The sequence below is a fragment of the Lewinella sp. 4G2 genome (assembly GCF_001625015.1).
GTDB lineage: Bacteria > Bacteroidota > Bacteroidia > Chitinophagales > Saprospiraceae > Neolewinella.
Window position 1 is genome coordinate 1,912,426 of the sequence record NZ_LVWJ02000014.1, and the last position, 22,900, is coordinate 1,935,325.

General features: G+C 57.2%; 20 protein-coding genes. 13 read left to right on the plus strand and 7 right to left on the minus strand.

The genetic code is table 11. The features are described from left to right. Positions 1 to 138 precede the first annotated feature (138 nt). A complete protein-coding gene (locus A3850_RS08445) occupies positions 139 to 1,113 on the plus strand; it encodes a polyprenyl synthetase family protein (RefSeq protein ID WP_068215572.1) in 975 nt (324 codons plus the stop codon). 77 nt (positions 1,114 to 1,190) lie between these two features. Beyond that, positions 1,191 to 2,051, plus strand: a complete 861-nt coding sequence (locus A3850_RS08450) for a glycosyltransferase family 2 protein (RefSeq protein WP_068215574.1) — start codon at positions 1,191 to 1,193, stop codon at positions 2,049 to 2,051. Here A3850_RS08450 and A3850_RS08455 read toward each other — a convergent pair. The 4 genes from A3850_RS08455 to holA all read right to left on the minus strand — a co-directional run bounded on the left by A3850_RS08455 (position 1,983) and on the right by holA (position 6,699). Beyond that, a complete protein-coding gene (locus tag A3850_RS08455; RefSeq protein ID WP_157500991.1) occupies positions 1,983 to 3,176 on the minus strand; it encodes a hypothetical protein in 1,194 nt (397 codons plus the stop codon). The genes A3850_RS08450 and A3850_RS08455 overlap by 69 nt on opposite strands. Continuing rightward, positions 3,166 to 4,275, minus strand: a complete 1,110-nt coding sequence (locus A3850_RS08460) for a glycosyltransferase (RefSeq protein ID WP_068215580.1) — start codon at positions 4,273 to 4,275, stop codon at positions 3,166 to 3,168. Before A3850_RS08460 ends, A3850_RS08455 begins: the two co-directional genes overlap by 11 nt. A gap of 292 nt (positions 4,276 to 4,567) precedes the next feature. Beyond that, entirely contained in the window at positions 4,568 to 5,599 is a 1,032-nt protein-coding gene (locus A3850_RS08465; protein WP_076639934.1) for a glycosyltransferase, read from the minus strand. Positions 5,600 to 5,685: 86 nt separating this feature from the next. Then, positions 5,686 to 6,699 (minus strand): DNA polymerase III subunit delta, encoded by a 1,014-nt coding sequence (gene holA / locus A3850_RS08470; RefSeq protein ID WP_068215582.1) that lies wholly within the window; start codon positions 6,697 to 6,699, stop codon positions 5,686 to 5,688. Positions 6,700 to 6,905: 206 nt separating this feature from the next. On the opposite strand from holA, the gene A3850_RS08475 reads away from it, so the two are divergent. Further along, positions 6,906 to 7,610, plus strand: coding sequence for a hypothetical protein (locus A3850_RS08475; protein ID WP_068215584.1), 705 nt, complete (start codon positions 6,906 to 6,908; stop codon positions 7,608 to 7,610). 78 nt (positions 7,611 to 7,688) lie between these two features. On the opposite strand, the gene A3850_RS08480 is transcribed toward A3850_RS08475, so the two are convergent. Next, the gene (locus A3850_RS08480) at positions 7,689 to 8,867 is read right to left on the minus strand and encodes an aspartate aminotransferase family protein (protein WP_068215586.1); all 1,179 of its coding nucleotides are present in this window, start codon (positions 8,865 to 8,867) and stop codon (positions 7,689 to 7,691) included. 77 nt (positions 8,868 to 8,944) lie between these two features. Then, positions 8,945 to 10,090: a BamA/TamA family outer membrane protein gene (locus tag A3850_RS08485; RefSeq protein WP_068215588.1), complete on the minus strand. Its 1,146-nt coding sequence runs from the start codon at positions 10,088 to 10,090 to the stop codon at positions 8,945 to 8,947. 409 nt (positions 10,091 to 10,499) lie between these two features. On the opposite strand from A3850_RS08485, the gene A3850_RS08490 reads away from it, so the two are divergent. The 9 genes from A3850_RS08490 to A3850_RS08530 all read left to right on the plus strand — a co-directional run bounded on the left by A3850_RS08490 (position 10,500) and on the right by A3850_RS08530 (position 20,535). Next, on the plus strand, positions 10,500 to 11,186 hold the full coding sequence (locus A3850_RS08490; protein WP_068215589.1) for an energy transducer TonB: 687 nt from the start codon (positions 10,500 to 10,502) through the stop codon (positions 11,184 to 11,186). A gap of 101 nt (positions 11,187 to 11,287) precedes the next feature. Next, the gene (locus A3850_RS08495) at positions 11,288 to 11,482 is read left to right on the plus strand and encodes a hypothetical protein (RefSeq protein WP_157500993.1); all 195 of its coding nucleotides are present in this window, start codon (positions 11,288 to 11,290) and stop codon (positions 11,480 to 11,482) included. 207 nt (positions 11,483 to 11,689) lie between these two features. Then, complete coding sequence (locus tag A3850_RS08500) at positions 11,690 to 13,126, plus strand: sulfatase (protein ID WP_068215592.1); 1,437 nt, start codon at positions 11,690 to 11,692, stop codon at positions 13,124 to 13,126. 110 nt (positions 13,127 to 13,236) lie between these two features. After that, entirely contained in the window at positions 13,237 to 14,058 is an 822-nt protein-coding gene (gene panB / locus A3850_RS08505) for a 3-methyl-2-oxobutanoate hydroxymethyltransferase (RefSeq protein WP_068215593.1), read from the plus strand. Between the two features lie 134 nt (positions 14,059 to 14,192). Next, positions 14,193 to 15,218, plus strand: coding sequence for an endolytic transglycosylase MltG (mltG, locus tag A3850_RS08510; protein ID WP_068215594.1), 1,026 nt, complete (start codon positions 14,193 to 14,195; stop codon positions 15,216 to 15,218). Positions 15,219 to 15,234: 16 nt separating this feature from the next. Further along, complete coding sequence (locus A3850_RS08515) at positions 15,235 to 16,632, plus strand: M17 family metallopeptidase (RefSeq protein ID WP_068215599.1); 1,398 nt, start codon at positions 15,235 to 15,237, stop codon at positions 16,630 to 16,632. Positions 16,633 to 17,193: 561 nt separating this feature from the next. Next, positions 17,194 to 18,351 carry a thioredoxin domain-containing protein gene (locus A3850_RS08520; RefSeq protein ID WP_076639936.1) on the plus strand — a complete coding sequence of 386 codons (1,158 nt, stop codon included), beginning with the start codon at positions 17,194 to 17,196 and terminating at the stop codon, positions 18,349 to 18,351. Between the two features lie 90 nt (positions 18,352 to 18,441). Next, a complete protein-coding gene (locus A3850_RS19915) occupies positions 18,442 to 19,311 on the plus strand; it encodes a nuclear transport factor 2 family protein (protein WP_157500995.1) in 870 nt (289 codons plus the stop codon). A gap of 171 nt (positions 19,312 to 19,482) precedes the next feature. Then, the gene (locus tag A3850_RS08530; RefSeq protein ID WP_068215600.1) at positions 19,483 to 20,535 is read left to right on the plus strand and encodes a M20/M25/M40 family metallo-hydrolase; all 1,053 of its coding nucleotides are present in this window, start codon (positions 19,483 to 19,485) and stop codon (positions 20,533 to 20,535) included. 193 nt (positions 20,536 to 20,728) lie between these two features. Here A3850_RS08530 and aroQ read toward each other — a convergent pair whose 3' ends face one another. Next, positions 20,729 to 21,154 carry a type II 3-dehydroquinate dehydratase gene (aroQ, locus tag A3850_RS08535; RefSeq protein WP_068215601.1) on the minus strand — a complete coding sequence of 142 codons (426 nt, stop codon included), beginning with the start codon at positions 21,152 to 21,154 and terminating at the stop codon, positions 20,729 to 20,731. 211 nt (positions 21,155 to 21,365) lie between these two features. Between aroQ and A3850_RS08540 the strand changes: the two genes are divergently transcribed. After that, on the plus strand, positions 21,366 to 22,814 hold the full coding sequence (locus A3850_RS08540; RefSeq protein WP_068215603.1) for an oligosaccharide flippase family protein: 1,449 nt from the start codon (positions 21,366 to 21,368) through the stop codon (positions 22,812 to 22,814). Positions 22,815 to 22,900: the final 86 nt, after the last annotated feature.

Genomic DNA, 22,900 nt, shown 5'->3' on the forward strand with positions numbered 1-22,900 from the left:
GAATCGTCCGACGACTTGCTTGTCATCGCAATCACCCCGTGAATCCTCCAACGAAGCAAATGGCCACATCTTTCAGAAATAAATGAAACTTTAGCCAACGCCAGCTATTCTATTGGCGACCACCCCGCTAGACAAACTATGGCCAGGAGCTTGGATGCCATAAAACAACCCATCGTAAAAGAACTGGCAGCTTTTGAAAGCCGCTTTCGGGATACCCTGCGCTCGCCGGTGGCGCTCATGGACCGCATCACCTACTACATTGTTAGGCGCAAGGGGAAGCAGGTCCGGCCCATGTTCGTCTTCTTAGCGGCCAAAGCTTGCGGGGAGATCAACGACAATTCCTACGTAGCGGCCTCCCTGATCGAGATTCTGCATACCGCCAGCCTGGTGCACGATGACGTCGTAGATGAATCCTACGAACGCCGCGGTTTCTTCAGCATCAATGCCCTCTGGAAGAATAAAATTGCCGTTCTCGTTGGCGATTATTTCTTGTCCAAAGGACTGCTGATTGCGCTACGACACAAACAGTACCGGATCCTGGAGATCACTTCTAACGCCGTCCAGGCCTTGAGTGAAGGGGAATTATTGCAAATCGAGAAAGCCCGCCGGCTGGACATTGACGAGGCCATCTACTTCGACGTCATTCGCCAAAAGACGGCCAGCCTCATTGCAGCTGCGTGTGAAGCCGGTGCTGCATCGGTGACGGACGACGAGCAAACCCTCCAACTCCTCCACGGCTTCGGCGAAAAAATTGGCATCGCCTTCCAGATCCGGGATGACCTCTTCGATTTCGGTACGGATAAGGTGGGGAAGCCACTGGGCATCGATATCAAGGAAAAGAAGATGACGCTGCCGCTCATCCATGCTTTAAATCAGGCATCCAAAAGCGACCGCCGCCGCATCATCCGCACCATCAAAAAGCATTCCGATAAGCCGGACCGGGTGGCGGAGGTGATCGCTTTCGTCCACGCCAGTCAGGGCATTCAGTACGCCGAAGCAGCGATGCATCGCTACCGCGATGAAGCCTTTGCGTTGTTGCACCAGTTACCGGAAAGCCCGGCCCGGAATGGACTGGAGGAACTCGTCAATTACGTAGTGGACCGGAAGTACTGAGTTAGGAGAACCGAAGCGGAGATTTCGGCTTCTGTTGAGGAAGTAATTAATCTCCTTTCTTCGTCAGTCTCCCCCCCATGCCCACTGTCTCCTTGCTCACCATCGTCAAAGGCCGCCGACAAAACCTTCACAACCAAATGCGCGGCATCAGGGCGCTGACGCAGGTGCCGGGTGAAGTGATTGTGGTACACATGAATGAACCGACCGATCCCGACCTACCGGATCCAGGTTGTAAACTGGTGGAAGTAACCATAAAGAGCAAAGGGGAGGACCAACTACCCATCGCACGCGCCCGTAACCACGCCGCTACGCTGGCCACCGGAGAAATCCTCGTATTCCTGGACGTAGACTGCATCCCTGCCCCTACTTATCCGGAGAATTTGGTCCCCGTAGTGGAATTCACCCGAGGCCTCGTGATGGGTAATCCACTATACCTACCGGTAGATAGTGGTCGTGACGATTGGGCGGCTGACGAACTGGCCGCCGCCGCGATGGTGCACCCCCGTCGGCCACCCATCCCGTCGGGTGGATACGTGCCTAGTGAAGAGTACCATTTGTTTTGGTCCCTCTGCTTCGGAATCTACAAAGAGACCTTCCTCGAAACGGGTGGCTTCGACGAAAACTACCGGGGTTACGGCGGTGAGGACACTGATTTTGCGTTCACCGCCCGAGCGGCGGGAATACGCTTCTTCCTGGCCGACGCACGGGTATACCACCAGCACCACGTAACCCATAGCCCTCCACTTAATCACGTTGAGGACTTGGTCGTCAACGCCAACGCCTTCCGGAAAAAGTGGGGGGGGTGGCCAATGGAAGGCTGGTTAAGAGCCTTCCAAGATGCCGGACTCATCAAGTGGACGGAGGATGAACTAAGCCTGTTGCGCTTGCCCACCGAAGGGGAGATCCAAAATAGCCGGAGCGTCGATCCGTTTGCCTGAGTACCGTTCTGCGAGTTGGTCGACGGCAACTTTAAACTTGGCCGTACGGCGTAAGCGGCGCCAGCGGCTGGGCTGAAGGTCATTCGCCCGGCGTAGCCATTTTCGCCAATCCTTCGGGTCCGTTTCCGATTCGACGATCCGGGTGAGGCCGTACTTCGCTAGCGCCTTCATTTTGTAGACTTGCTCTCCGTAGGGGCGTTCTTCCGGTAAGCTGAGGAAACGGCCGCTAGCCGCGCCGATCTCGCCCATTGTGTTAGTCCCCCCGCTGCCAATGATGATGTCCGCACCACGCAAGTAGGGAAAGGTGTCGGATAGGTAACCGACGATGGTCAGGTTTTCGACCTCCGAGGTTTTACGGTCCAACCTGCCGAGGAGATGGAAGTGGTGGTCCGCATTGTGGCGGGCGACCTGCTCCCAATAATCGATGTTTTGGTCCTTACCTCCGCTGCCATTGACGACGGCCACGTGACGTTGCCAACGGAGGCGGCGGGCTAGTTCAGGTTCAGGGGAGGGGTAAGCACGACCAAGCATTTGATCGTAACACGCCTCGCGGGTTTCTTTACGGCCGTCGTACCGGCTGAAGAGCCCGAGGTAAATGGTTTTGTCCTTCACCCAATCCGGTGTGTGGTCATCCTCCAGACAAGGAGGGAAGGGAGCCAGCAAAGTATCGGCGAGGCGAAAGGCTGCCGTGTGGGCGGGGTCCTTCCGGTAACCGTGCAACCGCACCAGGGCTACGTTGACGCCGCAGAGGCGGGCGAAAAGGGCAACCTCACACGAGAGATCGACGATGAATAATTTAGGATCGTTCTCCGCCATCCAATTGGCCATGGTGGCCATACGATTGGTGACGGAACGCATGCCAACCGGCGCGTAGTGAAATACTTCTCCAGTCAGCAGGTCCTGATTGGGATCACGCCCTTCCTCCACGTCGGGTGGGAGGGTGTGGACGGTCCCACCTTTCCAACCCGCAAAGTATTTCGGGGCCGAGGTGAAAACGTGGATAGGGCTGTCATCCGGCCAGGCTGCAGCGATCTGCCTACACCGCGTTGCGTGCCCGCTCCCGTGGTGGTGGACGTAGAAACCAATGGGCGCCAACTGGGGTGCGCTGGGGAGATTAAGCGACATAAACGGCGGAACTGGACGCCGTAGCCCGGGCGCTGGTTTTAGAGAGTTTAACGTACAGGTTTTCGTATTCCTCGATCATCTTTTCAATGGGGAAGTGGTCCGTCGAGCGCAACCGGCAATCTTCCCGGCGGAGGGCAGCGGCCTGGGGGATGGCCTGCGCCATAGCTACGTAGTCCCGCATGGGGACGATTACGCCGCAGTCGTCGCAAATGATTTCGCGGGCGGCACCACTGTCAAACGAGACAATTGGGGTTCCGCAGGCCAGCATTTCAGTGAGGACGAGGCCGAAGGGTTCTTCCCAAGTGGAAGTGAAGAGCCCTACTTCGGATTCGCCGATCAATTCGCAGAGGCCGTTGTGGTCGAGGTGGCCGACTACTTCAACGTCAGGGCCCAGCCGGGGAGCAATCTTTTGGTCGAAGTAAGCTTGGTCGTAGATAGAGCCCGCCATCTTGAGGTGGTAACCGGCAAGACGAGCAGCTTCGATGGCATATTCCGGTCCTTTTTCCGGGCAGAACCGACCAATCCAAACGGCCGTTTTCGGCTTTGGCGATTCGGAGAACGACCAGGCTCTGGCATTCACCCCGTTGTAAATCACTTCGTAGCGGTTGACGAAATCCTTCCACCCCCGGCCAAGGCTCTCACTAACGGCAACAAAGTGGTTGCCGAGGTAGGATTTAGCCAGGATGGCGCCACTCTGCAGGGAAGGGAAGGGCGGCGTGTGCAGTGCCGTCACCATCGGGCAGGGGAGGGTGTGAGCCATGGCCAGCGGAATAAAGTGCAGGCTGTTGTTGTGCACCACATCGTATCCACCTTCGCTGACCATGCGCATGATGTCCATGTAAGCGTGCATCTTGTCAACGAACCGGTTGTTGAAGTCCGCTTCCCCTTCAAAAAGGTCGTTCCCTAAGCCCATGCGGATGACGGATAGTTGGGGTTGCTTCACCTTAAACTCGGGGTCCGAATCAGCGAGGGCGTACAACGTGACGTCGTGGCCCCTCGCCATGAGCCGTTTCGTGAGGATGTGGGTATGCATCTCCAATCCACCGTGGAAGGGCTCAACGATGGGGAATTTGAGATGCGCAATAATGGCAATTTTCATGCTGGTTGGTTAGCTTACTGTACACATCAGGGCACGGCAAAAGCCGGATCTCCTGTTTAAATTGATAGCACCCCCTCAAAGTCCAAATTCGCGCATTCGGTTTTTCTAACAATTAATTTCCACGCTAAGAATAAGCTTGTTTAGACGGCCTTTAATTTTCACTCTTAGCGAACACGCTACCATTCAGGAAAGTGGGAAGGCGGAACCGTGAAGGGGATAAACCACCGAATTAATAACACCTTAGTTCTCTATAATCGGTAGTTCAGTCCTGCCTTAAAGGAGTCAATTTGGATCAATTGTTGACCAAACTACCGTACAAGTTGGCGTAGCGTTGCACCATTGTTTTTAGGGAAAACTCTTCCGCTCTGGCCCGGCACGCGGTTGGGGGGAGCTTGGCCACTTCACTCAGCACCCGCGCCAGCGCCTCCGTATCTGCCTGGTCGACGAGGCGCCCACAGCTTGCGTCGATGATCTCCGGAATGGCGCCGTTCCGAAACGCCGCGACCGGGGTGCCGCAGGCCAGCATCTCGATGCAAACGAGGCCAAAGGGCTCCTCCCACTGCGGGGTGACGAGGCCCACGGATGCCGCGGCGACCAAACTGGCCAACTCCGACTGGGTACGGCGACCGAGGTACTGAATCTGATTATTGAGCAAAGGCGCGACCTCCCGATCGAAGTAATCCTGATCGTCGATGGTGCCGACAATTTGTAGAGAGAATCCGGCTGCCCGGGCAGCCATGGCGGCGAAGTGAGTCCCCTTATCGGGCAGGATACGACCGTACCAGATGGCGGTCTTTTCCGTAGCCTGAGTCTCGGTTGGCGAAGATGGAGCTGCAACCGCAGTGGAAAATCGTTCCAAATCGACCCCGTTGTGAATGACCGTGGATACCCCGCCGTACACCTCCCACACCCGCGCAATGTGGTGGCTGATACTTACGTAGCGGTGGTTCTTCACCCGGCAGGTCATCCCCGCCGTAGCTTGGTGGGACCGGTAGGGTGGGGTGTGGCGCGTCGTGACCATCGGCACGGAGAGAAAGCGCGCCATGAGAGGCGGGAAGAAGTGGATGGTGTTATTCTGAATGAGGTCGTACCCTCCCTCCTTGAGCCGGCGAATGACCGTTCGGTAAGCCTTGAGCGACTCCCAGAAAGAAGGATTCTCGTCAAGGGAAAAAGGAACAATGGGGAAGGACGAATCCGAATCTGGATGGGCAAACAGCGTCACCTCGTGGCCCAATTCCCGCAACCCGATGGCCAGTTGGTGGGTATGCGCCTCCAGCCCCCCGGCGTAGGGTTCAGCGATGGGAAACCGCAAAGGGGCAAGCATGGCAATCCGCAGTGGTTCCAAAATTGGTTGGTTAATGCCGAGGTGTAACGCTCTAAAATCGAGCGTCTAAAATCTAAAATTTGACCTTAGACAGCCATTAATTTATAAGTCAATTCCTTCAGGAGTTCATTCTCTCCCTTCCCGCCGAGGTTGGAGTGGACGCCTTTGGATTTGAGGTCGTACTCCCGCAGCAGCGCAAAGATGGCGGGCATTTTCGCGTGGGGGTAGTTGCGGGCGACGGTCACGTACTCATCGAAAAAGTAGGGGTTCACCTTTACCTGTTTGGCCAGGTCCTGGCGGGAAGTCCGTTTGGCCAGCCCTTCGATGACCTGGAACACCTTGCTGAAGTAATTGTAGAGGCTGCCCGTCACCATCGGCAGGGGTCCGGCCTTGGGGTTTGCCTTGAAGTAGTTGACGATCCGCGCCACTTTTACTTTATCCCGCAAACCGATGGCCCGCTGGAGTTCGAAGGCGTTATAGTCCTTACTCACCCCGACCTGGTCTTCGACAATGGCCGTAGTGATGGTGGTGCCGGGCGCGAGGTTGATGGTCAGCTTATCGATCTCGTTGGTGATCTTGCTGAGGGAAGTGCCGAGAAATTCTGCCAGGAGTTGCGCGGCCTGTTGCTCGATGCTGTACTTCTTTCCCTTCAGGTAGTTGTTGATCCAGGCGGGGATCTTATTATCGTAAAGTGGCTTGGCTTCAAAGACCACGCCGTTCGCCTTGATGTTCTTGAACAACTTCGTGTTCGCGTTCAGCTTTTTGTGCTTGTGGCTGATCACCAGCAGGGTAGTGGGGGAGGGCTTGCTGGCGTACACCTCCAACTGTTTGAGGGAGCGCATATCCTGGGCTTCCCGCAGCAAAACGAGTTGGCGTTCGGCCATCATCGGGTAGCGGCTGGCGGCGTCGACGATCTGCAGGTATTCGGTGTCCTTCCCGTAGGCGATGGTCTCGTTGAAGGCCCGCTCGTGGTCCTGCAACGCGTGTTTTTGGATCTCGGCTTCCAGCTGGTCGATGAAGTAGGTCTCTTCCCCGTGGAGCAGGTAAATGGGGGCAAATTCCTTGTCCTTGATCGACTTTTTTAGGGAGGTGAAGTCCATGGGGCGAAGGTACGTAGGGGCGGTGGGTCGGTTGCTATTCTCGAGGGTGTTATGGAGTTGTGAATTTCGCTTCGCGGTTTCGGTGCTTTGATACTTTAGCTTCGCTGCTACTTCGTGGTAGTGCTTTGGGCTGCCGCACGGGCATCACGCCGGCAACCAAAGCACCAACATACCAAAGCACCAAAGCACCGTATTACCTTTGCACCATGTCCCGACCAATCTCATCCCTTTCCCTCCTGATCTTGGCTTTCACCCTTCTCGCTACTTCCGCCTGCACCGATCCGAAACCCGGCACCCGCGGCAGCGCCCAGGAAACGGATGGCCAGGGGCGAATTGACGGCGTGGAATATACCGACGCTTTCGCCGCCTACCCCGGGCAGGATACGATGGCGTACCGACCCTTCTACCTCCACCCCATCCCTGAAGACGACGTGCTAAACGACAGCGTAACCCCCTTCGGCGCCTACGGTCAACTCCTTCCCCCGATGATGTCGGATGCGCGCGTGCAGTTGCTGACGACCAACCTCTGGGCCGTGGAATACTACATCAACGAGGAGGGGACGCCCCGTCAGAATATCTACGGTACCGGGCAGTGGATGCAGTTCTTCCCCGACGGCCATTTCATCGCCGGGCACTGGGACCGCCAAACCCACGCCGGCGCGTATTACGTGGACCTCAGCGGCAAGTACCCCATGGTAACCTTCGACTCAAACGTTGACCGAATGGACACCGTCTGGGAAATGCAACGCATCTCCGATGACCGGGAAAATATGGCCTGGCGGCGCGCCATCGAAAAAGGCTTCGGGCCGAAGAGCCGCTCGATCGTCCTCCGCCTGAATAAGCTGTACGACCGGCCTACGCGGGAGCAGTACCGGAACGTGTTTGCGGCGCTGGAGAGGGTAGTGGATTAGTTTTTAGTCGGGTAGTCGGGTAGTACGGTAGTCGGGTAGTACCGCACTACCATACTACCCGACTACCGTACTACCCGACTACCCCAGTGCTTTCAGCACGATCTCACACCCCTTCCGAATCTCCTCCTCCGTAATCACCAGCGGCGGGGCAATTCGTAAACTGCGTTCGTTCCAGAGGAACCAATCGGTGATCATTCCTGCTTCCAGGCACTTCGCGATGGTGGCGCGGATCTCGTCAAAATCGGTGAGTTCCACGGCCATCCAAAGACCGGCGGAGCGGACTTCTTTGATCTTGGGGTGGACGAGTAATTCGTGAAAGAGGGCTTCTTTTTGGTGAACGTTACCGATGATTTCGGGATGCTCCAGCAAGTAAGTCAGGGTGGCCAAACCGGCGGCGCAACTTACCGGGTGGCCTCCGAAAGTCGTGATGTGGCCGAGGACGGGTTCGCGCGTCAGCAGATCCATCACCTCCTTACGGGCTACGAAGGCGCCGAGGGGCATGCCGCCACCGAAGCCCTTGGCCAGCAACAATATATCCGGAATGACGCCGTACTGTTCAAAGGCCCAGAGCGTGCCCGTGCGGCCCATGCCGGCCTGGATCTCGTCGAGAATCAGCAAGGCGCCCACCTCGGTGCAGCGGTTGCGCACGGCCTGGATCCATTCCTTCCGCGGCTTGCGAATGCCCCATTCCGCCTGGACGGTTTCGATGATGACGGCGGCCGTCCGCTCGGTGATGCGGTGCAGGCAGTAATCGCAGTTGAAATCCAGGTGGGCCACGTCGGGCAGGAGGGGTTGGAAGGCCTCGGTAAAATCGTGGGGATACTGCAAGCTCGCCGCCCCCTGGGTGCTCCCGTGGTAGCTGCGGATGGCCGAAATGATCTCCCGCCGGCCGGTGGCGCGTTTGGCCAGCTTCATCGCCCCTTCGCAGGCCTCGGCGCCGGAATTGACGAAGTAGACGTTGTCCAATCCCTCCGGTAAATTATCCGCCAGCAAGCGCGCGTACTGTGCCTGGGGGGCCAGGACGAACTCGCCGTACACCAGCGTGTGCATGTACTTCCCGGCCTGTTCCCGCACGGCTTCCACGACGGTGGGGTGGTTGTGGCCGAGCACGGAAACGCCGATCCCAGCGATCAGATCGAGGTATTCTTTGCCGTCCGTATCCACCAAGTAACAGCCGTGGCCGCTGGCAATCTCGAGGCCCATCGGGGCGGGCGAGGTTTGGGCTACGTGGCTGAGGAAGTTGGCTCGTTGAGACATCGGATGAGGTTTTAGGCGCTTACGCGGGTGCGAAGGTACGGTGGGAAGGAGCGGGGCGGGAGCGGCAAAGACCGGCCTCAGAATGCTTCACCGAGACCCAGGTAAATACCGGTCCCCGAACTAACCCCAAAGCCGTAGCCAAAATCGATCCGCAGGTTGATGTTTTCCTTGGGGATGACGGCCGCGCGGATGCCCGTCCCAACGTTGTACCGCAATTCGTCGAAGGCCAGCTTACTGCTGCTGGAAGCCACTTCGCCAGCCCCGCCGAAGAAGACGAAGCCAATGCTCTTCCAGGTTTGCCAGCGGTATTCCAGTTGGGCGTAGGCCGCCAGGTTATCCCGGAACCTAAACTCCTGGAACCCGCGTAGGAGGTCGGGCCCACCGAGCGAACTCAGTTCCTGGATGGGTGCCCCGGGCGTGGAGTGCCGTAGGTAAAACTGCCCCCCGACGACGCCCTTCGGGTTGACACGGTGGTAGGTTCGCAAATCTAGCTTACTGAGGCGGAAGGTGTTGGAGCCACCCAGCACTTCGCCGTAGAAGCCCTGGGTGAATTCCGCTAGTATTCCCCGCGTAGCGTTCACGACGTTGTCCCGATCATCGTAGGAAGCCGCGAACTCAAGGCCGACGCTTTTGCTGCCGAGGGTATCCTGCAGGCTGGCCCCCGCTTCCAGGAGTTCCGTATCCTCAATCAGTTCGTTGTTGTAGTAGGTATTGTACCGAAACCCGCCGCCGACGAAGAGGTGAGGGATGGCCTGCCGCAACAGTAAAGGTTCGATCAGCAGGCGCTGGTAGGTGATTTCAATGCCGTCCTCATCCCGCGTTCCGTTGCCCACCCCGAAGTAGGTTTGGGGGAAATCCGAGTAGCCGATGTTGCCGCGGAGGAGCCACTTTTCTTCGGGGAAAAAGATCGTCGGGCTGGCACTAAAGAACACCTGGTTCTTGAGCGTATAGCTGATCCCGATGGGTATGTTAGAGGTCCGCGTTTCCGCCCCGGCCCCCTTCGGTTTAAAGAGGAGACTGGCCCCGAAGCCAAACCCAAAGCTGGTGTTCGGCTCGAAGAAGACGATGGGTGCCATCACAATCTTGGGTTGGAACTCAGTCGTATCCGTCTTGGCCTTGCCGAGGTTGAATTCCATCAGGTCCGCCACCTTTTCGATAAGACCCTGGGCGGGTAGGCTGAGGGAAAGGGAGGTACAGAGTAATAGGGTGAATAGGGTGCGCATGCGCGGTAAACGCCTGGCTGATTGGTTTGTGCTTGGAGGTTGATGATTTTCACCCCAAAATCCCCGTCCCGAAGGGCCGGCCTGGGTAGTGGTGGCACACCGTTAGGTGGCCTGCTCTACAATTATTTCACCGCGGCTTAGACTCTTGGCCTCGAAGACAAACGAAAAGTAATTCAGATATAATGCGTCAAAACAGCGGTAGCGAAGCATCTGATCCAAAACCTGTTAAATGCTTCTTGCGCTGCTATTGAGTTCTTGCTTAAGTGTTGGTGTTGATACCATCCCGCCCCCACCGCCTACACCTGGGTTAGTCGAGCTTATAGGTATACGAGAGCAGTCTCCTCTATTTCCTGGTTGTTCGGATATAGCGAACTTCAGTAAACGTAAATCCTGTTCCGACTCTTTGCTGATGCAATACGTATACTGTAATGCGGACTATCCTCCCCAGGCGGTTGCCGCAAAGGTGGAAGGGATTGCGGTCATTTCGTTCAAAGTTGAAGTGGATGGTCGAATCAATGATCCCAAACTTTTACGTGACCCAGGGTATGGACTCGGCAAGGCAGCTTTAGCTCCCTTCCAGAAAATGATCAACGATGATCTCAGGTGGGAACCGGCCAGAACGTATTACGGAGGGGAGAAACCCGTTAAGGTTCAATTCAATTTTCCCGTCAGGTTTAGCCTCTCGCCCACGCCGCTGGAGGATGGACGGCCGGCAGTGAGGCCGCCGGCTGAAAGGATTTACTTAATTGCGGATGAAATGCCCATATTCCCCGGGTGCGACAAATTCCCCGCAAGCGAGCGAAAGCAATGCTCAGATCAAGCGCTTATCAAGTTTATTTTAGGAGAACTGATAATACCAGAAGTAATTAGGCAAAATTGTTTTTCCGGGTCAACTGTCGTCAGCTTCGTGGTCAATAAGGTTGGTCACATAGAGCAGGCAGAAATTCTTCGGGGGCCGATTGCTGGGCTCGGCAATGAAGTCATTCGCGCAATTGGATTGATGAATAAGCGCCAAATGGTGTGGGCACCAGGGAGGAACGGAGGTAAGGCAGTAAACGTCAGACTGACCTTTCCGCTTCACATAAATCTCAAATAACAGCAATCAATTATTCAGTCTAGTTCCTTGGCGTCTTTAAACCGTAATGAGACCAATCGCAAACAAGACCCCACCCGTTCTACCAGAAACCACCACCTCAGATGCGAGAAATCTTCATGGCCATCGTTGAGTTCCTATTCGGAGAGGCCATCGAAAATTTCCTGGCACGCATCTTCGGCCCCTCCTTCAAGAAACTGGCCCGCGCCGATAAATTCTGGACCATCCTGACCATCATCCTGCTTTTGGTGGGCACGGCTTTCCTTCTAATGACTGCCTATACCTGGCTCACCACCTAATCCCCGCCCCAAAGGGCAGGCCTGCGTAGCGGTGGCACACCGTCAGGTGGCCCACTCTACAAAACGTCAGGTGGCCCCCTCTACCCTACAAAACAACCGGTGGCCTGACTCTACGAACCCATAATCCATCTCCGTACCTTCCCCTGTAGGTCCAAAGGACCCCAGACTACGTACTGCAGACTATAGACTACAGACCAAAGACTAATAATGCCCTTACGTCCCCTCCTCACCCTCTGCGCCATCCTCAGCCTGGCGGCAGCCTGCACCCCGGACATCGCACCCGCGGCAGCGCCCGCAAATGATACGCTTGACGCCCCCACAAAGAACCAACCCAACATCCTCCTCATTGTAGCGGACGACCTCGGTTGGGCCGATTTGAATTGCTACGGTTCCCACCTCATCGAATCACCGAATCTGGATAAATTGGCGCGCAACGGCATACAATTCATGCAAGGTTATGCGGCGGCGCCGGTGTGTTCTCCGTCGCGGGCGAGCATTCAGACGGGGATTCATCCGGCACGGATTGGGATGACGGAACACCTCCACGGGTATTACGATAATGGGAAGACGGCGCTCATCCCACCGCGCATCCCGCAGGGCTTGGCGCTCGATTACACGACCCTCGGCGAACTGGCCGCCAGCGCCGGCTACCGCACCGCCCACGTCGGGAAATGGCACCTGGGGAATGACGAATATGCGCCGGATAAGCAGGGCTACGAAATCACCTACGCGGGCGGGCGCTACGGATTACCCCGTTCTTTTTACCACCCCTTCTTCGACGGCGAACCCTTCCCCGACCTCCTCGCGAATACCGAACCCGGCGACTACCTGACGGATGCCCTCGGCGACAAAACCCTGGAACTACTGGAGGAATGGGGCGAAGAACCCTGGCTCATCTCCCTCAATTTCTATGCGCCCCACGTACCCATTCAGGGCCGGCAGGACTGGGTAGATTACTACCAAATGGTGATCGACAGCAGCCACTGGCGGCCCTTCCCGACGATCGAATACGCCGCGATGGTGAGTACCCTCGACGAGAATGTCGGCCGCATCACCAGCTACCTGGAAGCCGAGGGGCGGCTGAAGAACACCCTAATTGTTTTCGTGTCGGATAATGGTGGGCTCCACGTACGCGAAGTGCCCGGCTACGACCAACACACGCCGCCAACGGATAACGGCATCCTCCGCGCCGGCAAGGGCTACGTCTACGAAGGGGGGATTCGGGTGCCCTTTCTCCTGCACTATCCCGCCTTGGCTACCGGGCAGGCCGCCAGTCTCACACCCGTGGTGACGAATGACATCTTCCCAACGGTGGCCGCCGCCATTGGCCGGGAACGGGACTACAACGGAAAAGACGGCCTGAACCTCCTCCCGCTCCTCTCCGGCAAGGACCTGCCCCGCCGCAATCTCTACTGGCACTTCCCCCACTACAGCCCCCAGGGGGGGACGCCGGCCGCAGCGGTGCGCAGTGGCGACTATAAACTGTACTACGACTACGAAGCCGCGGTGGATACTTACTACAACGTCGCCGCCCTGCCCGGCGAAAACCGCATGCTGGCCGGCCCGCCCGAAGGTGGCGACCTGCTGGAAGCACTACAGGAATGGAAACGGGAAGTAGGTGCCGTCGACGCCACCCGCCGCTGAGCAAGTAGCGATTGCGTAGTTTTACGCCAACCAGCTATGAAAGCGGGTAGCGGTGAACTACCCGACTACAAGACTACCCGACTACAAGACTACCCGACTAAACGACTACCATGTCTGTTCACAAAAAAATTGAAGCCAAGCGCGTCACCGTTTCCACCCTGCAGCAAATGAAGGCCGCCGGAGAAAAGATCGCCATGCTCACCGCCTACGATTTCTCCATGGCCCGCATCCTCGACGAAGGTGGGGCGGACGTCCTGCTCGTTGGCGACAGCGCCAGCAACGTGATGGCCGGCCACGAAACCACGCTGCCGATCACATTGGACCAGATGATCTACCACGCCAGCAGCGTTGTACGCGCCGTCAAGCGGGCCCTCGTGGTCGTGGACCTACCCTTCGGTACCTACCAGGGCGACAGTAAAATGGCCCTTAAGTCAGCCATTCGCATCATGAAAGAATCGGGCGGTCACGCCGTAAAACTTGAAGGGGGATCGGAGGTGCAAGACTCAATCAAGCGCATCCTTTCGGCCGGTATTCCGGTCATGGGCCACCTGGGTTTGACGCCGCAGTCGATCTATAAATTCGGCACCTACACCGTCCGGGCCAAGCAGGAAGCCGAAGCTCGTCGTTTAATTAAGGACGCCAAGTTGCTCGAAGAGTTGGGCTGCTTTGGGCTCGTCCTGGAAAAGATCCCCGCCGCCCTGGCCGGCAAGGTGACCGAGGTGCTGCAGACTCCCACGATCGGTATTGGTGGGGGAGTGGACTGTGATGGGCAGGTGCTCGTCACCCACGATCTGCTGGGCATCACCAAAGATTTTCACCCCCGCTTCCTCCGTCGCTACGCCGAGTTGTTCGACGTCATCAAAGGAGCCACGGAGGCCTACGTGAACGACGTGAAGGCGCGGGATTTCCCGAATGATAAGGAGCAGTACTAGGGTGGGTTAGTCGGACTGATCTTTCCCGTTAGTCGTTTGTTTTTGGTGTTTAGATAAAGGTTAATTGTGCGTTGGTGCGTTGGTGCTTTGGAGAATCCTAAAGTACCAAAGCACTAAAGCACCAACAAAAAGATGTGATCAAAAAAATTCTTTTAGGCCTGGTCCTCCTCGTCCTCGCCATCGGCGCTTACGCCTACTATACGGTGATGGTAGCCCCGGTCGTTCCGGAAAACGGTGGTGAGCAAATCGTCGTCACGGTCCCTACCGGTTCCAGCTACGAGCAGGTGATGGATACGCTGGCCGCCAACGGCATCCGCCCCAATCGCTTGTTCTTCGACCCAATTGCCGAGCGCATGGCTTTCAAGCGCGAGGATATGCGCGCGGGCAGATACCGTCTGCAGCCGGGCCTTAGCACCGTCGATCTGATCCGCGAACTCCGCACGGCCAAACGGCAGACGGCGGACGTCGTCCTCAACGTCGAGCGGGAATTTCCCAACGTGGCCGCGAAGGCCGCCCGCTTCCTGGAGCCGGACAGTTTGGCTTTCGTCACGCTCATGCAGGACGAAGACTACTTGAAGAGTATTGGCTACACCAAAGAGACGCTCCAAACTCTCTTCCTCCCCAATACCTACGAACTCTACTGGAATTCCACTCCGCAGGAATTCATGGAGCGGATGATCAAGGAACACGACCGGTTCTGGACGCCCGACCGCACCGCCAAAGCGAAGGTGCAGGGCCTCACGCCGGCCGAAGCGTACACGCTGGCCAGCATCGTCCAGAGCGAATCACTGGCCAAATCGGAGCAACCGCGAATTGCCGGCCTCTACCTCAACCGGCTAAAACGGGGCATCGCTTTACAGTCCGACCCCACGGCCGTTTTCGCCAATCGGGTCTTCGGCATCAAGCGGGTACTGTTCAAGCACATCGAACTGGACCACCCCTACAATACCTACGTCTATCCCGGTTTGCCGCCCGGCCCGATCGCGATGCCCACCCTCAGCGCCATCGAGGCCGTACTGAACCCGGAGGACCACGATTACATCTATATGTGCGCCGTCGGCGATAACTCCGGTTTGCACAATTTTGCCAAGAACGCTGCCGGCCACGCCCGGAATAAGGCCATTTACGTGGCCAATTTGAAGCGCCGCGGCTTGCGATGATTAACCCACCTAGCCCATGACCACCGAACTGAATTTACGCCTGCTGCCCTCCGACAATGAGTTGTACCGGGACATCATTAAGCCCGGGCAGTACATCCGTACCCTGCACCCCTACGGCTACGTTTACCGTTTGCCCGAGGGGGCCGAGGTGCATACCGTCCGCCACCAGGCCCACCTGTTGAGCCACGCGGAGCGGGAGCAATTCACCGAAAAGATCACCATCGAAAATGAGGGGGTGGACGATAAGATCACCGCCGCCTTTACCGCGGGGTTGCTCCTCGGCCGTTACCAGCCCGGTTTCTGGAAGTCGGAAGAGCAACTGCACCCTCTGGCCGCGGCGGGTAGCCTCATCACTTTCAGCCACGATTCTTCTGCCCTTGCCAGTGCCTACCTGCGCGAACGCACCCTCGTCGATACGCAGATGGAAATCATGGCCCTCGTTGATGCCCCCGCCAATATCAAGCGGCCCCAGTATTTGGCGGCCTGGGCGGAAAAGTCCGGTAAAAAGTACGGCTACGACGTGCAGGTCCTCGACAAAGCCGCCTGCGAAGCCGAAGGTTTGGGCGCCCTCCTCGCCGTCAATAGGGGCAGCGAAGATCCCGCGCGCTTCATCATCATGCAGTACAAATACCAGGAAACAGGCGCTGCCGCAGGTGCCGGGGAAGGGACCGAGCAGGACCAAACTCCACTGCGAAAGATCGCCATCATAGGTAAGGGCATCACCTTCGATACCGGTGGTGTCTCCATCAAAGGGAGCCAGAACCTCCACCTGATGAAGTCCGACATGGGAGGCGCCGCCGCCGTGTTCGGGACGATGGAGGCCATTGCCAAACTAAAGGTAAAAGCCCACGTAATTGGTATCGTCCCGGCTACGGACAACAGCGTCGATGCCCTCAGCATCAAGCCCAGCGATGTGATCACGGGCCACTCCGGTAAGACCATTGAGATCATCGATACCGACGCTGAAGGCCGCCTTGTGATGAGCGACGGCCTGAGCTACGCCAACAAGTATTTCCAGCCGGATTACCTGCTGGATATCGCTACCCTCACCGGTAGCGCCGTCCGCACCTTTGGTTACGAGTGCGGCGCCCTCATGAGTAAGAACCAGGCGATGAGCGACGCCCTCCTCGCCGCCGGCACGGCTTCCGGAGAAAAGTTGTGGCCCCTCCCCACCTGGGATGCCTACCGCGCCGGTCTCGATAGCGACGTCGCGGACATCAAAAACTACTCCGGCCGGCCCATCAACGGCGCCATTGATGCCTTCAAGTTCCTTGAGTTCTTCACGGATGAGCACCCCGCCTTCGCCCACCTCGATATTGCGGGGGTAGCCCTCAAACAAGGCCCGTTCGCGAAGGACCGGCAGGCGACCGGCTTCGGGATGCGCCTACTGGTGGAGTGGTTGGAGGGGTTGTAGGGAGCTACCTTACTGACGGTAATATTTATATCAACTACTAGATTCTCCAGGTTCTCAGAGCGGCCGACGCAGGAGGTTCTCTGAGCGGCCGGGTTGGACCGACTTATAGCCGGACGCTTGCGGGAGCTCAACCCTTGCTGAGCGCGGCTTGACCACGCCACAAGGACCTAATGGGAGGTAGCAATTTAATCAACTACTAACATCAATAGGTCCTTGTGGCGTCGGACGCAGGAGGTCCCGCAAGCGTCCGGTCGATGCTGCGGTCAAAGCCGGACGCTTACGACAATTTCATACTTGGTGCGCGCGCCTGGACTACGGCACAAGGACTTGGATGGTGGCTAAGATTCATAAATTGTCGGTACAATCAGGTCCTTGTGGCGTCCGACGCAGGAGGTCCCGCAAGCGTCCGGCCGATGCTGCGGTCAAAGCCAGGCCGCATCCCGTAGTGTCCGGTAAACGGCAAGCTGATTTTCTCCCCACCTTCTTAACGCTACCCTCACGTTTCGTAGCCCATCGGTGTCGTATCTTCCCCGTCCTAAATCAAGAACGAAACTGAGGCTTATGCGCTTTTTATTCCTATTTCTTTGCACCTGCGTCAGCGCCCAAATGGTGGCGCAGGAATTTGGTATGGTCTTCGAGGAGAAGCCCTTCGAAGAACTGCTCGCCCAGGCCAAGGCCGAAGACAAAGTGATCTTTATCGATGCCTATACGACCTGGTGTGGCCCCTGCAAAATGATGTCCTCCAAGGTATTTCCCGACATGGAGGTGGGCAAGGTCTACAACGACCGGTTTATTAACGCCAAGATCGACATGGAGAAGGGAGAAGGCCCCGGGATCGCCCAGCGCTACAACGTGATGGCTTACCCGACTTACCTCTTTATTGACGGCGACGGCAACATCGTCCACAAAGCCCTGGGCTACATCCCCGCCCCCAAGTTCCTCGCGCTGGCCGACGTGGCGGTGAGTGATAAGAATCTCGGTACCCTCAACAAACGCTACGACGACGGCGAACGCGACGCTGCCTTCATCGAAAGTTACCTCGGTACCCTGACGGACGTGTACGAAAAGCAACGCGCCGGTGAAGTCATTGAAGACTACCTCGCCAGCAAGGAAGACTGGACGGACGAAGGCACCGTCGGGCTCATCATCGCCAACCCCGGAAAGGTGGGTGGTGACCGGATGCACTTCCTGCTGACCCACCCCGAAGAGGCCATGGCTTCCGCCGGTTCCGGCTCCTACATGATGGGCCTGCAGCAGGTCTTGCTCGGCCAGTACATGCAGGATGCGGGTAAGCGCGCGCTGCCCGAAACGAAGGACATTATTCCTTTCTACACGAAGTACGCCGCGCCACTGAAGGACCGCCTCGCCGCGCATTACACCATGTTTCAGGCCAGCCAAATGAACGACATGGAGACCTACCTGCCGGCCGCCAAGTACTACTTGAAGGCCTACCCCAGCAACGACTTCGGTGAATTGAATACCGCCGCCTGGGACTTCTTCGAGAACGCTACCGACCCCGCTGATCTGGAACTCGCGCTCGGTTGGGCCAAGCAATCCGTAGAACTGCGCGCTACCTACCCTAACCTGGATACACTAGCCTGGCTCTACAAGAAAACCGGAGACGACGCGATGGCCGCAAAGACCGCCGCCCGCGCCATCGAAATGGCCAAGGAAACGGACCAGGATTACAGCTCAACGGAAGAACTGCTGAACGACTAATATTCTCGCTAGCTGAAGCCCGGTTGCTCCGTTGAGGTACGCTACGTACCTCCCCGGCGCAACCGGGCTTTGCTGTTTAAGGAACTGGATATGCGAAATAGACTTCTCTTCTTTTTCCTGCTGTTTGCCGGGGCAATATCCGCCCAAACCTCGCCGCGTGAGGTGATCGATGGCGTCTGGGAATCCATGCGCAAGGCGGATACTACGGGCCTGCGCGACCACTTTCACCCGGAAGCAGATATCTACTCCGTGACCACCCTGCCTACGGGTAAAACGATCGTCCAGGAAGGCAGCATCGACGCTTGGTTTCAGGGTATAGCCGCGGCGAAAGCCGGTGCCTGGGATGAACGCACCGCCTACACGGAAACACGGACGGACGGCTTCCTGGCCAGCGCCTGGGTGCCCTACGTATTTTACTACGACGGGAAGTTGCACCATTGCGGAACGAACGCCTTCCAACTCGTAAAGGATAGCGCAACGGACCGCTGGCGCATCCTCCACATCACGGACACCCGGCGGGACGCGGAGGGCGACTGTCAGGAATTGAGCGCCTCCCCAGACCCTAAAGCGGACATTGAAACGTTGGCCACCAATTGGCACCGGGCCGCATCCACAACCGATTCCACCGTATTCTTCGGTTCCATCGCCGACGACGGATTTTACCTCGGTACCGACAAAGGAGAGCACTGGACGAAGGCCGAATTCCTGAGCTTCGCTGCACCCTATTTTGCCCGGGGCAAAGCCTGGTCCTTCACCGCCAGCGAACGCCACGTCTTCTACGACGAAGACCGGCAGATCGCCTGGTGGGACGAAGTCCTCGACACCTGGATGGGGCCCTGCCGGGGTACGGCCGTCGTTGAACGCGATGGTAACAGCGACTGGAAGATCAAGCATTATACCCTGAGTATGCTGGTGCCGAATGAGCGGGTCAAAGAAGTGATTGAGGCAATTGAGAAGTAGCGTTCAAGATTAACTTTTGTATTTCCTGTTTTTCTAATCGTAGGAATATTCAATTCTATCACTTTTATGTGTTTCTGTTTTTGCGTGCTTTTGTGTTCCCGCTGTTACGATTGACGCTAGTGTAGTTCTCTAATCCTAAACCCATATTTTGTCGCGCTTGCCCCTCATGTCATGTACATAAAACTCCTCCAACAACTAATCGCCACGCCCTCCCTTTCGCGCCAGGAATCAACTACTGCGGATATCCTGGAGCAATTTTTGCGGGAACGGGGCCTCGCGCCAAACCGCCACCTGAATAACGTTTGGTTGAAGGCCCGCAACTGGGTGGAAGGTCGTCCGGTAATCCTGCTGAACAGCCACCACGATACCGTCAAAGCGGCGGCCGGGTACACCCGCGACCCGCACGCTCCGGATATTGAAGACGGCAAATTGTACGGTTTGGGGAGCAACGACGCCGGGGGCGCCCTCGTCAGTTTGGTCGCCACCTTTGTTGAATTAGAGAACGATGCTTCGCTGGGGTGCAACCTCATCCTTGCGGCCACCGCGGAAGAAGAGATCAGCGGGCCGAACGGGATTGCGGCCGTCCTGCCCCTCCTCGGTAAGGTGGATGCCGCGATTGTGGGGGAACCCACCTTACTAGATTTCGCGGTAGCCGAACGCGGCCTCGTCGTCCTCGACGGTCTCGCTACCGGCGAAAGCGGCCACGCCGCCCGCAAGGAAGGGACGAACGCCCTCTACCTGGCCCTCGATGCCATCCAGGCGATTCGCGGCCACGTTTTTACCCGCCCCAGTAGTTTGCTGGACCCGACCCACGCTACTGTGACCGTCCTCAACAGCGGCACCCAACACAACGTAGTACCGGACCGGGCCGCTTTCCTGGTGGATCTCCGCGTCAACGAGCAGTACACCAATGAGGAAGCGGTGGAGGAATTGCAAGTCATTTGTCCTACGGCTACCCTGACGCCCCGCAGCCTCCGCCTACAATCGAGCCGAATTTCCGCCGACCACGCCCTTGTGCGAGCGGGGCGGGTGGTGCGGCCGGAGTCGGTGCTCTACGGAAGCCCTACGCTGAGTGACCAGGCCTTGATGCCATTCCCGACGCTCAAGTTGGGGCCGGGAGATAGCGCTCGCTCCCACACGGCGGATGAATTCATTTACGTGCGGGAAATTGAGGAGGCTATTGCCCTGTACCCGAAGCTGTTACGGGAAGCTTACCCCGCCTAAAAAACTTTTTTCGGACCATCAGGCAGCGCATTAAAGGTCGCCACCGTTTTAAGGGCAGTTTTGATGATGAAAGATTTAACAGCCTCGTTTTATACTCACTAGTTTTATCAACGGCTGTTTCGAAGAAGAGGAAGAAGGGCTGCGGTCCTTGCTTCCTCTTTGTTTTTCGGGGAAGTTCAAGTCAGGACCGTCCTCACACGAAGTACTCCACCGCCAATTCGTATCCCTTCAGGCCGAACCCGATAATGATACCCTCCGCCACCGAGCTGATGTAGGAGTGGTGGCGAAAGGCCTCCCGCTTGTGGACGTTACTGATGTGGACCTCCACCACCGGCGTTTTGATGGCACTGATCGCATCCGCCAAGGCGACTGAAGTATGGGTGTAGGCACCGGCATTGAGGATGATGCCGTCGTAATCAAACCCTACCTCGTGCAGCTTATCGATCAACTCCCCCTCATGATTGGATTGGAAGTAAGACAGGTCTACGTCCGCATCGACGAATTTCCCCTTTAGGTGGATCATGAAGTCGTCGAAAGTGTCCTCACCGTAGATCTCCGGTTCGCGCTTGCCGAGGAGGTTGAGGTTGGGGCCGTTGATGATTAGGATGGAAAGGGGCATTTATTAGTCTTTAGTCTGTAGTCTATAGTCTGCAGTTTATAGTCTGCAGTCTTTCGTCTGTAGTCTATAGTCCTTCGGACTTGGGAGGGGGAGTAGCTAAGTCTTTCGGGGTGAAATTACCGTTCTTGTGGCGGATTGCCGCATCGTCAAGGCTTCCCGGGCAACGGGCTTGGGATCGGGGCTATCCAATTACGGGTTTACCCATCTTTAAATGACCAACCAATTCTTTCGTAACGCGCTGTTCCAGGTGTCCCTTAACCTACTGGTGAAGGGGATTTACCTCTTTGGCGTAGAGCGTGTCGTCCAGAACACGTTACCGGAAGGGGATTACGGTTTGTACTTCAGCCTTCTCGGGTTGGGGATGCTGTTGCAGGTCATCGCGGATTTTGGGCTCCAGTTGTACAACAGTCGGGAACTGAGTGGGGACCGTGACCGACTTGCCGCCTACTTTCCTTACTTCATCGGGCTGAAGATTATTTTGGGGTCAGTCTTTTTTCTGGCCCTTTTGGTGGTGGGGAACTGGATCGGGTATACGCGGACGGAAATTCAGTTACTCGTCCTGGCAGGAACGGTTCAATTCTTTAACTCGCTGGTGCTTTACCTCCGGTCCAATCTCTCTGGTTTAGGCCGGTACGCGCTGGACGGGTGGTTCAGCGTGCTGGATAAGACCCTGCTGATCATCACGGTCGGTGGCCTATTGCTCTTCGCCCCGGAGCACTTGACGATCTTCCGTTTCGCGAGCTTACAACTGCTGGCGTGGGGGCTTACGGCGGCCGGTTTGCTCTACGTGGTTTGGGACCGTCTCCCCCAGAAGTTACCCCGCTTTGAACGTGGCCGGATGGCGGAATTACTGAGGGGTGGGGCACCGTTCGCCCTGGCGGTCTTCCTCACCGTAGCCTATTCCCGGATCGATGCCGTCATGATTGAGCGCCTGTTGCCGGACGGAGACGTGCAGTCCAACCACTACGCCGCCGCCTACCGTTTGCTGGATGCGATGAATATGGTCGGGTGGTTACTGGCGGGGCTCCTCATCCCCATGTACGCGCGGATGCGGGCGGCGGGGGAGGATATCCGTCCGCTACTCAAGTTCAGTGCTCGGTTACTTGTGGCCGGTTCGGTATGTGCGGCCGTTCCGCTGGCCCTGTACGCTCAGCCGGTTGTGGATCTGCTGTACGTTTTCGCTAACGAAAGTACGGGCTTGATCCTTTCCGCACTGGCCGTCACTTTCGTGGCTCAGTGCCTGAACTACGCCTACGGTTCCCTACTCAGCGCAGCGGGCTTCATTGGGCGGATGAACTACGTTTACGTCTTCGGCATCGTCCTCAATATCGGCGGAAATTGGTTGCTATTGCCGGCCTACGGGGCGGTGGGGGCGGCCGTGATGACGCTGGTCACCCAGTCCTTCATTGCGTTAACGCAGTTGTTTTTAGCCCACCGTTGGCTCGGTATTTCGCTGAGGGTTATTGGTTGGGGCCCGGTCCTCGTTTTTATCCTATTGCTGGGCACCTGCGGCAGCGCCCTCGTCTGGCGAGGTGTGCCGTGGCTGCTTGCGTTCAGTTTGCTGCTTTTCGGTGGCCTGCTGCTGGCACTCGGTTTCGGGTTGATTGACCTGAATAAATTACGCGCCCTCCCCGCGGAACGCAAGGGAAATGAAGAGTAGCGAAGCCGGTTTTGGCGCTGCCGCGGGTGCAATGTTAAGGGGCAAGTAGCAAGTAGGCAACGGCAGTAAAATGGACGGACCAAAAA

Excerpts from the sequence above, each read along its gene's own strand:
- A3850_RS08480 (WP_068215586.1), bottom strand. The coding sequence starts at position 8,867 with ATGTCTCAACGAGCCAACTTCCTCAGCCACGTAGCCCAAACCTCGCCC.
- A3850_RS08455 (WP_157500991.1), bottom strand. The coding sequence starts at position 3,176 with ATGTCGCTTAATCTCCCCAGCGCACCCCAGTTGGCGCCCATTGGTTTC.
- A3850_RS08485 (WP_068215588.1), bottom strand. The coding sequence starts at position 10,090 with ATGCGCACCCTATTCACCCTATTACTCTGTACCTCCCTTTCCCTCAGC.
- A3850_RS08465 (WP_076639934.1), bottom strand. The coding sequence starts at position 5,599 with ATGCTTGCCCCTTTGCGGTTTCCCATCGCTGAACCCTACGCCGGGGGG.
- A3850_RS08515 (WP_068215599.1), top strand. The coding sequence starts at position 15,235 with ATGACCACCGAACTGAATTTACGCCTGCTGCCCTCCGACAATGAGTTG.
- A3850_RS08520 (WP_076639936.1), top strand. The coding sequence starts at position 17,194 with ATGCGCTTTTTATTCCTATTTCTTTGCACCTGCGTCAGCGCCCAAATG.
- holA (WP_068215582.1), bottom strand. The coding sequence starts at position 6,699 with ATGGACTTCACCTCCCTAAAAAAGTCGATCAAGGACAAGGAATTTGCC.
- A3850_RS08540 (WP_068215603.1), top strand. The coding sequence starts at position 21,366 with ATGACCAACCAATTCTTTCGTAACGCGCTGTTCCAGGTGTCCCTTAAC.
- A3850_RS08495 (WP_157500993.1), top strand. The coding sequence starts at position 11,288 with ATGCGAGAAATCTTCATGGCCATCGTTGAGTTCCTATTCGGAGAGGCC.
- aroQ (WP_068215601.1), bottom strand. The coding sequence starts at position 21,154 with ATGCCCCTTTCCATCCTAATCATCAACGGCCCCAACCTCAACCTCCTC.
- A3850_RS08460 (WP_068215580.1), bottom strand. The coding sequence starts at position 4,275 with ATGAAAATTGCCATTATTGCGCATCTCAAATTCCCCATCGTTGAGCCC.
- A3850_RS08500 (WP_068215592.1), top strand. The coding sequence starts at position 11,690 with ATGCCCTTACGTCCCCTCCTCACCCTCTGCGCCATCCTCAGCCTGGCG.
- A3850_RS08530 (WP_068215600.1), top strand. The coding sequence starts at position 19,483 with ATGTACATAAAACTCCTCCAACAACTAATCGCCACGCCCTCCCTTTCG.
- panB (WP_068215593.1), top strand. The coding sequence starts at position 13,237 with ATGTCTGTTCACAAAAAAATTGAAGCCAAGCGCGTCACCGTTTCCACC.
- A3850_RS08490 (WP_068215589.1), top strand. The coding sequence starts at position 10,500 with ATGCAATACGTATACTGTAATGCGGACTATCCTCCCCAGGCGGTTGCC.
- A3850_RS08475 (WP_068215584.1), top strand. The coding sequence starts at position 6,906 with ATGTCCCGACCAATCTCATCCCTTTCCCTCCTGATCTTGGCTTTCACC.
- A3850_RS08450 (WP_068215574.1), top strand. The coding sequence starts at position 1,191 with ATGCCCACTGTCTCCTTGCTCACCATCGTCAAAGGCCGCCGACAAAAC.
- A3850_RS08445 (WP_068215572.1), top strand. The coding sequence starts at position 139 with ATGGCCAGGAGCTTGGATGCCATAAAACAACCCATCGTAAAAGAACTG.
- A3850_RS19915 (WP_157500995.1), top strand. The coding sequence starts at position 18,442 with ATGCGAAATAGACTTCTCTTCTTTTTCCTGCTGTTTGCCGGGGCAATA.